The sequence below is a fragment of the Nevskia soli genome, from assembly GCF_903970205.1.
Taxonomy (GTDB): domain Bacteria; phylum Acidobacteriota; class Terriglobia; order Bryobacterales; family Bryobacteraceae; genus Bog-113.
The window spans coordinates 1-9319 of record NZ_CAJCHS010000028.1 but is presented as its reverse complement, the minus strand read 5'-3'; the positions used below and the strand labels follow the sequence as shown (position 1 = coordinate 9319).

Annotated in this window: 8 protein-coding genes and 1 pseudogene; all 9 read right to left on the bottom strand. The window is 58.8% G+C overall.

The window, feature by feature from the left end; translation table 11 throughout:
- Positions 1–560: pseudogene (locus H1Y01_RS01610) on the bottom strand (hypothetical protein); the annotation flags it as partial.
- Between the two features lie 10 nt (positions 561–570).
- A complete protein-coding gene (locus H1Y01_RS01605) occupies positions 571–1536 on the bottom strand; it encodes a type II secretion system F family protein (RefSeq protein ID WP_180538348.1) in 966 nt (321 codons plus the stop codon).
- Position 1537: 1 nt separating this feature from the next.
- Positions 1538–2869 (bottom strand): CpaF family protein, encoded by a 1332-nt coding sequence (locus H1Y01_RS01600; RefSeq protein WP_180538347.1) that lies wholly within the window; start codon positions 2867–2869, stop codon positions 1538–1540.
- A 2-nt stretch (positions 2870–2871) separates the two neighbouring features.
- Positions 2872–4023: an AAA family ATPase gene (locus H1Y01_RS01595; protein ID WP_180538346.1), complete on the bottom strand. Its 1152-nt coding sequence runs from the start codon at positions 4021–4023 to the stop codon at positions 2872–2874.
- Positions 4024–4029: 6 nt separating this feature from the next.
- Entirely contained in the window at positions 4030–5544 is a 1515-nt protein-coding gene (locus tag H1Y01_RS01590; RefSeq protein WP_257644403.1) for a type II and III secretion system protein family protein, read from the bottom strand.
- Positions 5544–6407, bottom strand: a complete 864-nt coding sequence (gene cpaB / locus H1Y01_RS01585; protein ID WP_180538344.1) for a Flp pilus assembly protein CpaB — start codon at positions 6405–6407, stop codon at positions 5544–5546. The genes H1Y01_RS01590 and cpaB overlap by 1 nt, the downstream gene beginning before the upstream one ends.
- Positions 6408–6493: 86 nt before the next feature.
- Positions 6494–6691, bottom strand: a complete 198-nt coding sequence (locus H1Y01_RS01580) for a Flp family type IVb pilin (protein WP_180538343.1) — start codon at positions 6689–6691, stop codon at positions 6494–6496.
- Positions 6688–8400 (bottom strand): hypothetical protein, encoded by a 1713-nt coding sequence (locus H1Y01_RS01575; protein WP_180538342.1) that lies wholly within the window; start codon positions 8398–8400, stop codon positions 6688–6690. Before H1Y01_RS01575 ends, H1Y01_RS01580 begins: the two co-directional genes overlap by 4 nt.
- 48 nt (positions 8401–8448) lie before the next feature.
- Positions 8449–8991: an A24 family peptidase gene (locus H1Y01_RS01570; RefSeq protein WP_180538341.1), complete on the bottom strand. Its 543-nt coding sequence runs from the start codon at positions 8989–8991 to the stop codon at positions 8449–8451.
- Positions 8992–9319: the final 328 nt, after the last annotated feature.

Genomic DNA, 9319 nt, shown 5'->3' with positions numbered 1-9319 from the left:
AATTCGCGGCTCACGGTAACTAGAGACTGATCGAGGCCGCAGCCGGCTTCCGCGCAGATCACGAGTAAGTCCAGAGCATCGGGAAGAGCGAAACGGATCTTCTCGCGGCGCTTCGCAATGATGCGATCCAGAACAAGACCGGGCAAAAAGTACCCGCCTACGCCGCCGCCGATGACCATCACTATCTTCAAGACCGAAGTCGCCGGGATCAAATCGCGCAGAAAGAACGCGGCCACGCATAAAACGACGGCTCCGAGAACCCGCGTGCCGGTGAACGTGGCGACGCCTAAGTCACCCCGAAATCCGGCCGAATCGAGTTCATGGCGCACAAGGCGCATATCCTGAGGCGTCAGCGGAATCAGGTTTCCCAGGTAAGAGAGGAACTGAAGCAGCATCGCCCGGAACGGCTGCTTCGGCTCGGCGTTCAGGGGTACAGCCGACGGGTCCTCATAGCTCAACTGGTCGATGAGGCGCGACGGCTTAACGTACTTCACGTACCCGAATAGAGTAATCGCGAGGAGCACGGCAGCGAACACGCTGAATGAAGCGATTAAGGCCATGGTTTGAAACTCAGACTTTGATGTTCACGATCTTCTTGATACAGAAGTAGGCGAGTACCTGGCCGCCCGCCGCGCCGAGGAGCAGCATTCTTCCCGTGGGATCTTTGGTTAGACCCGCGAAATAGTCGGGCGCGGAAACCGATAGGATGGCCAACACCGCGACCGGAATCAGGAGCAGAACCATGCCGGTAATCCGGCCATGCGCGCTCATCGCTTTGACCTGGCCTCGCAGTTTGCAGCGCTCGCGAATGATTCCCGAAAGGCGGCCAAGGATTTCACCGAGGTTGCCCCCGGTTTCCCGCTGAATAACCACCGCCGAGATGAAAAAACGGATGTCCACAAGCGGTACGGCGTCGGAGAGGCCTTTCATGGCTACATCCATCGGGGCGCCCAGTTGCAGCTCGTTGGAAACCCGGCGGATCGCTTCGCCCAGAGGATCGGGAGATTCGGCGGCGAGCATCTCCAGCCCCGTTCCGAACCCGTGACCCGCTCGTAAACACCGCGCTAGGAAGTCGAGCGCTTCGGGAAACTGAGCTTCGAAGGCTTTGATGTTCTTGCTGCGTTTGCGCCCAACATACATCCAGGGCGCGAGCGCGCCAATCACCGAAAAAACCGCAGTGCTCAGCATGGTCATGGAAAGGAGATCGAGTTTCGCTCCGGCAAATGCACCAATCAAACATCCTCCGGCGCACATTGCCAGGAGACGTTCCGCACTCCAATCCAGCCCCGATTGACGCAGCGTCTGTCCCAGCGCGCTCATCATCGGAAGACGCTGCAGCCATTCTCGTGAGCTGTTCCGATCCGCAAGCGGACGGAGTATGTTCTTCACGGGAACGGAAGCGCCCGCTTCCACCGTTCTCAGCATTTGCATGAACAGCTTGCGCTGCTTCGATTCATGTAAGGCTAAGCCCACCCCAACGCAACACATGGTTACGAAGAAGATGGCCAGGAACGTGAGAATCACCAGGAAGTTCATCTCAGCGAACCTCCGTGCTGCTTTGGAACAGCGAACCGGGAAGTTCGATCCCCGCGGCTTTCAACCGGTCGCTTACTTTCGGGCGGACACCGGTGGCGCGGAAACGGCCGAGCACGCGTCCGTCGCTCGATACGCCAGTGCGCTCGAAGAGAAAGATGTCCTGCGTGGTGACCTGATCGCCTTCCATGCCGATGCATTCCGTGATGTGCGTCACGCGACGGCTTCCATCGCTCAGGCGCGCGATCTGGATAAAGAGATCGACCGCCGACGCGATCTGCTGCCGAATGGACCGCTGGTTGAGATTCCCGCTATACATCCCGACCATCACCTCGAGACGGCTGATGGCATCGCGCGGGCTATTGGCGTGGACCGTGGTCAACGATCCGTCATGGCCTGTATTCATGGCCTGAAGCATGTCCAGCGCTTCTTCACCGCGAACCTCGCCGACGACGATTCGGTCGGGGCGCATTCGGAGTGCATTGATAAGAAGGTGCCGCTGGGTAATCGCGCCGCGTCCTTCGAGATTGGCGGGACGGGTTTCGAGGCGGGCAACGTGCGTTTGGCGCATCTGCAGTTCGGCCGCGTCTTCGATGGTGACGATACGTTCGTCCTCCGCAATGAAGCCCGAGAGAACATTCAGAAATGTTGTCTTCCCCGCGCCCGTCCCGCCCGAAATGATCACGTTCAGTCGCGATTTCACGCAGCTTTCAAGAAAGTCGAGCATGCCTGGAGTGAGCGCGAGTTTGTTGGTTAGGTCGGAGGGCCGCAGTGGATCTTTGCTGAAACGGCGGATCGATAGCAGAGGCCCGTCGACCGCGAGCGGTGGAATGACGGCGTTCACACGCGAGCCGTCCGGCAATCGGGCATCGACCATCGGCGAGGATTCGTCGATCCGTCTGCCGACGCGGGAAACCACGCGTTCGATGATGCGCTGGAGGTGGCTGTTGTCTTTGAATTCGACCGCGGTGCGCTGCAGTTTGCCCGCGCGCTCGACGTAGACCAGACGGTTGGTGGTGACGAGGATATCGGAGACCGAGCGATCCTTCAGCAGCGGTTCCAGAGGTCCCAAGCCAAAGACCTCGTCGAGAACTTCTTCAATCAGCCGATCTTTTTCGACTAAACTGAGCGGCGTCTTGTCTTCACTTAAGATCTTTGCGACCGAGGGCCGGACTTCCTGCCGGACTCGATCCAGCGGCAAAGCGGAAACGGCCTCGAGGTTGATGCGATCGAGAAGTTGGCGATGAACCAGGAACTTGAGGTCCTGCAGCCGTGCCTTGGAGGTTTCGCGGTCCAGATCGGGAGAATTCGTGCGGATATCTTCAGTGATCGCCATAGCTAACCTAGTAGCGAGAAGCGCCGTTTCGGCTTCGCTGCTTCAACCCCGATGATTTGACTCGTGAGACGGGCAAAGTGCTGCGCCAGGCGATTACCGGGCGGGAGAAGGCTGCCTTTGGCATAGGATTCGTAGAGGCTCGGATAATCATTGGGCAGCGTTGCGTAGAGCGGGCGGCCTAAGATCTTCTCGAGCTCGTCGCGCGTGATGTCCATCATCTTTGGCGCGCGATTCAGGATCACGTGCAACTTGTGCTTGTTGTGCTGGTCGTCCTGGAGCCCGCGAGCCATGCTCTTCAAGCCGTGGAGGGCGATAACTTCAGTGGTTGAGATTAGAAACAGGTCATCTACTTCTTGAAGGGCGGCCTCTGCGACAGAGGTGAGGCTGCGGCCGAGGTCGATCACACACCAATCGTGCTGCGTTCGCATGAACCGCAGAAGTTCCTGAAAATCGGCTTCTTCCGGGGTATCGCGATGGCTGACCGTGAGGGGCGCGGGTAAGACGCTGAGCCCCGGCTTAACCGGCGATAGGAACCCCTGCCATAAGCTGGCATCCAGCCGTGACAGATTTCGGGCCGCGTCGACCACCGAGTAGTCACCGCTCGCCTTCATCAGAAATCGTGTTAGACCGGACGCAAGATCGAAGTCAGCCATCAGGACATTGGACTTGGTTTGGCGTTGCAGTTCGACGGCAACATGGCACGCGATCGTCGTCGCGCCGCAACCGCCCTTCGCGGACAAGAACCCGAGCAGCCTTCCCTTTTTGCGCGTAGATCCGTTCTCCACCCGCGCTTCCACGATGCGGGCGAGAGCCGGCATCAGCGTCTCGGAAAACGGCGCTTGAACGAACTCCGCTGCTCCGCCCCGGAGCGATTCCAGAATCCAGTGCGGGTCCGCGGTACCGTGCAAAGCAACGATCTTTGTCTTGGGCGCGCGTGTGCGGATTTCGCGCAATGCCGTCCCCGCTTGTTCCTGAAACGCTGCGATATCGAGCATCAGGACTTCGGGAATGCGCTCGGCAATCCCGGCAAGCAGCGCCTCCATATTGGAGCGGTCGTACCTTTCGATGCTGCTGCGGAGGGGAGCAAGCGCAGTTTCGGCGGAGGCTCTTAATTCGGCGTTTTCGATCGCCAGGGCAAAGGATGAGGGATACATATCGTCCTAATGCGGCGAGTTCGTTTGGGCGGGCGAGGCCGGCGCCGTTGCGGACGCGACGGGCGTTGTCGAAACCGGCCCGTTAGCTTGGGGCGCAGCGGCTTGCGGCGTCGTGGGCGGAGCCGCAGCGGGCGCTGGAATTGGGTCGGGCAAGATCTCGACCGGAACCGCCCGTAGCTCCGGAAGCGAGATCTGGCTGGGCGATGCGGCCGGCGTCTGGGGCGGCACTGTCAAAGCGCCTTTCAGGAAAGGAACCGGGATCGGGATGTCAGGAGCCTTTTCTCCGGGCTCGATCGGACGAACGATCTCGGGAGTAACGATCACCAGCAGCTCGGTGTGACTGCGTGTCGCGACCTTTGACTGAAACAGCTTGCCGACTAACGGGATATCTCCAAGGCCGGGAATCTTATCGATCGTTTGCGACAGCCGGTTGTCCAGCAGACCTGCGATGACAAAGCTTTGCCCGTTTCGTAGTTCAATCTCCGTCTCTACGCGGCGCGTATCAAGTCCGGGAACCGTGAACCCGTCTACGGTAAGTCCGTTGGCGTAGTCGAGCGAACTCACTTCCGGAGTTACGGTCATCCGGATGGTGCCGCGAGGCGTTACGAAAGGCAGAAAGTGCAGGCGTATTCCAAACTCATGGAATTGAATCGTGACCTGGCCAACACCTCCGCCTCCACCCTGCAGGGTTGGAAACGGGAACTCTCCGCCGGCTAAGAAACTGGCCGGGCGGCCGCTGATGGTTAGCAGGTTTGGCTCCGCCAGTATCTCCGCCAGATCCTTGCTCACTAAAGCCGCCAGCGTTCCGCCGAGATTCAAATCCGGCCGATAGAAGAAGATATTCAAAGCGTCGCTCACCGAAAATGCCGTCGGAGGGCCGCTAACTGCCGGCGGAGATGCCTGACCGGTCGAGATGGCACCTGGCGTATTAGCCGCGCCGGTACTGAAGAAATTCAAGCCGAGTTGCGTGCTGACCGAGCGATCGACATTGGCGAAACGAACGTGCAAGAGGATCTGCGGCTCAGCGGGTGGAAGCGGAACCCGCAACAGATTGACAACTTTCCCGAGCGTCGTCGCAATGGCGACAGCCCGGTCGGCGGCGACTGTATCCGGAGCGGTTCCGCTCAGGAAAACGGCGCCGTTCTCGGCGCGGAATGTAATATCACTGCCGGGAAATTCGCGGGCCAACTCGTCACGCACCATGTCGGCGCGATTGTCATTGCCATGAACCCGAACGTTGAAGATGGTTCGTACACCGGCGCCATCCCAAAGCACGAGACTGGTTTCTCCTGGCGCTTTGCCGTTCACCATGACCTCATTCACACTGACGACCACCGCTTCCGCGATCTCCGGCGTGGCGGTCGCGACGCGTTTCACTCCAGTGCGGTTTTCGAGTACCGTCGATTTGTTCACATCGAGATCGATTACGCTCTCGGCAGGCGTTGACGCAGGCGTTGACGCAGGCGTTGACGATGATACGCCCGCCAACGAGAGAGCCAGACATAGGATCGCCGTCAACATCAATTGCTCCCTGTCCCGGCGAACATCGTTTCGGAACGCTTCGCGCCGGTGAACACTTCCACAGTCGCGGCCGAGGGGGGCTTCACATCGGCCTTCACGACCGGGGTGCTCCTCGCTTTTCGACTTGCACCGGTGATTGCCGGAAGCGACGGGGCGGCAACTCCAAACATGCTCGCCATGGAAGCGCCGCGAGTCACTTCACTCTTGTTATCCATCGGATTTCGTAGCACGAGCTGCACGCGAGTTTCATTGCTCGCCAAGCTGAGAATTTCCGCCTGCTCGGGTGTGACGAGCAGATTCACCACCTGCGCGTCTTCCGGCTTGCCTTCGACGTTGTGTTCGATCTTCTGTCCGGCCGAGAGCACCTCGATGTTCTGCAAGACTGTGCGCGCCAGCACGCCGGATTGAGTGGCTTGCGGCGAGTTCCCGGAAACCACCACGTCGACTCGGACTCCCGGCAAGACGAAACCGGCTAAACCGATCACGTCGTTTACGCGGAGGGCGACGGCTCGCATGCCCATCGGGATGGTCGCGGCGAGACCCGCGCCCGCGCCTTGTGCCGCCAACCGCTCGGAAACGAACGGCTCGTCTTTGAATACTTTCGTCACAACGCCGCGTCCGATCAGGTCCTGACGCTTCGAAATGGACTGCGCGGGTACGGCTGCAGGCCAGTCCGCTTCACGGACATCAGCGTCCCGCACCAGCGTTCCGACCTCCAGGTCATGAGCCGCGACGAACAGATGGGTGGAGGGCGCGGGCACACTAGTCTGAACGTGAGCCGATACGCCCCGATACACCACATAACTGGCGATGGCGGCAACCACCACCGCGAACACAAATACGGTAAGCAGACGTTGATTCATAAAATCTTTCAGTTGCTTTTATTCAGATCTCAAAAAAGGGAGCCGCGACTTAACACCGCCGGTGTTTCAGCCACAGCTCCGAAGTTTTAGCTCGCGCCCGCTTTGGCGACCGAATTCGCGTTGGTTAGCGAACTGTTCACGGTGGTCCAGAGTCCGTTGACGCTCTTGCTGACGTTGGTCAGAACGCCAATCGCAGCCAAAGCGATAAACGCCAGAAGCAGCGAGTACTCGACGAGATCCTGGCCTTCTTCTTCCTGCCAGAAGTTGTTTAAGAAATTGATCATGAAATTCTCCTTTCTAGAGGTTTGCTTGCGAGAGTGGATGATTCCGGCTTGCCCGCCGCGATAGCCGGGAAACCCTTGTTCTCAACAGGTGACACTGGTGAGAGGTTTTGCCGCCCGGCTCGGGCCTGAGCGCCCGAGTGCGCTTGGTCCGCGCGAAACACGATCGCGACGCCGTCGTCATACGCGACCGACCATTGGCGAGATCTTTTTAGCGCTTCCACTAGCGGCGCATCCGCGCGTACCAGCACGGTGTCGATCGCAAATTCGGAGAGCGACGATTCCCAGTCGTAATGCGCATTGACAAGACTGAGCAAGCGGTTATCGAAGTCCGCGCCATAGAAGTCGCTGCGTCCATCAATGAAAACTTTGTAGCGGGGAAATAGTTTGTAGATCAGGTAGTCTCCCCATTGGTCATCGGCAAAGATGCGCGAGCCGACACGGGATTCGAGGACTTTAACGGCCGCCACCGGGTAAAGGTGCGGGTCATATTCCGCAACAAAGCTGCCCGGACGATTCGGAGCGGTAAACAGCAGGGCGAGCACGAGGACAGCGCCGGCACTGACCAGATGCAGCCGGGGAACGCGCTCCAACTCGCAAAATTCGGATCCGAGATCCCGAAGTGTTGACGCCATTCGGCGAATCACGGCGGCAGAAGAGTTCACGGCCGTCCGGACCGCGACATCCTGAATCATTCCGGCCACGAGCGGCGCGGCAAAAAACGCGAAGATTGGAATATTGCGGGCCGACATCAGAGCTAAATGCGCCCAGGCGGCGACAATCGCAGCTTCGGCCAAACGCCGCCTGCCGACGCACCAGCAAACCGCGAACAGGGCCAGAAATAGCATCGCCTCGAAGTAAACGGCGCCACGTAAGTGAAAGCTAATCGACTGAAATTCACCGATGTTGTCCAACTGCCGGGTATCGAGGAGATAGGTAAGAATATGGCGGTGAAGATTGAGTCCGTAAGGGTTCAGCAGTGTGGCCACGCTACACGCCCACGCGCACAGAAGCAACGTGCGGGCCCGCTGGAACTTCGCGCTTTTCGATTCCTCGGATTTCCACAGCCAACCTTCCGCCAAATCGCCGAGCGCATAGCCGATGAGTAACGCGATTCCGATAAAGAATGAGCCGTGGATGTTGGTCCACACGGCCGTTAGCAGCGGCAGGACCCAGAAAAGGTGCTTTTTTCCCTTGCGGATCTCGTCAAGGACGAGACAGAAGCTGAGCAATAGCACCCAGGCGGCCAGGTGTGGCCGCGCGAGCCAGTGTAGACTTGAAGCCGCCATCGCGAGAAATGTCACGCCTAAGGCGAGTAAAGAGTTACTGGTTTGGCGGCAGACCAGACGATAGAGCAGAACGAACACAAGCCCTAGCAAAGTGATGTTGACAAACACAACGCCGGTGAGGCCGGAGTAGCCGTGAATCGCCGCGAAGAGCAGATCCCATAGCCATTCCCAGGCAAACCAGGACTGCCCCGGTTTGGAAAACGAGAAGAGGTCTACCTGCGGCACCGAGTGATGCGCAAGAATCCACTCGCCGGTACGGATATGCCATCCCGTATCGCCGTCGCCAAGCATTCTCTTGGCTCCATTCAGGTGCACAAACAGGAACAGAATCGGGATAAGGAACGCGAGGTCGTTGAACGACGGAAGAAGCCTCACGAACCAAGGTTGCGACTGTTCTTTTTTCGGGATGGGAAACGTTTGCATGTCCTATGAAGGTTTATCGGTTGAAAGTGACCAAAGGTTTAGGAAGCTTTAGTTCGGAAACAGTCCGGCGAGTAAGCAGAGAGCAGCGCCAAAAGCGATAACCGTGCCGTGCGGGAGTCGCAGGGACTGCGATTCGCGCACATCGAGTTCGATGTTAGTGCGATAAGGCGCCTCAAAGCGCGCGAGCGACCCTACTAAAGTAAGGACGTTGAACCAAGTCTGGGCAAACCGCTTTCGGGCAAGCACGAGCACTAAGGCGGCGACTCCGCCAAGCAGCGATGTAACCAGAAAAATAATCAGCCAGTTCGTAGGGCCGGCCATCGCGGCGAGGGCCGCCATAAGCTTGACGTCGCCCGCTCCCATCCCTCGAAGGATATAGAGGGGGATATAGACTATCAAGGCTAAAGCAAGACCTTCTGCCGCTGAAAGAGCACCGGCGAAGCCGAAGAAAGAGGTATTCAGTCCAAATCCTAGCAACACTCCTGACACAGTTATCCAGTTAGGGATACGGCGGGAGCGGAAGTCAAACCATCCCGCGAGCAAAGCGACTGCGACTAAGAAAAACCGGAGAGTTAGGGCGGCTACGTGCATAACACGGATCTTGTGTTCACCAGAACCGGGAGTGCGTCACGGGAGCGAGGGTTCTCAGCTTTGAGAAACTCGCGCAAAACGGAACACGCCCCGCGCCGCCAGGCTTCACCAGTTCTCTTACGGTTTGGCGGCGCGGGTTCGCGTCCTTTGCGCTTTTGAAAAACTCGCGCAAAACGGAACACGCCCCGCGCCGCCAGGCTTCACCAGTTCTCTCGCGGTTTGGCGGCGCGGGTTCGCGTCCTTTGCGCTTTTGAAAAACTCGCGCAAAACGGAACACGCCCCGCGCCGCCAGGCTTCACCAGTTCTCTTACGGTTTGGCGGCGCGGGA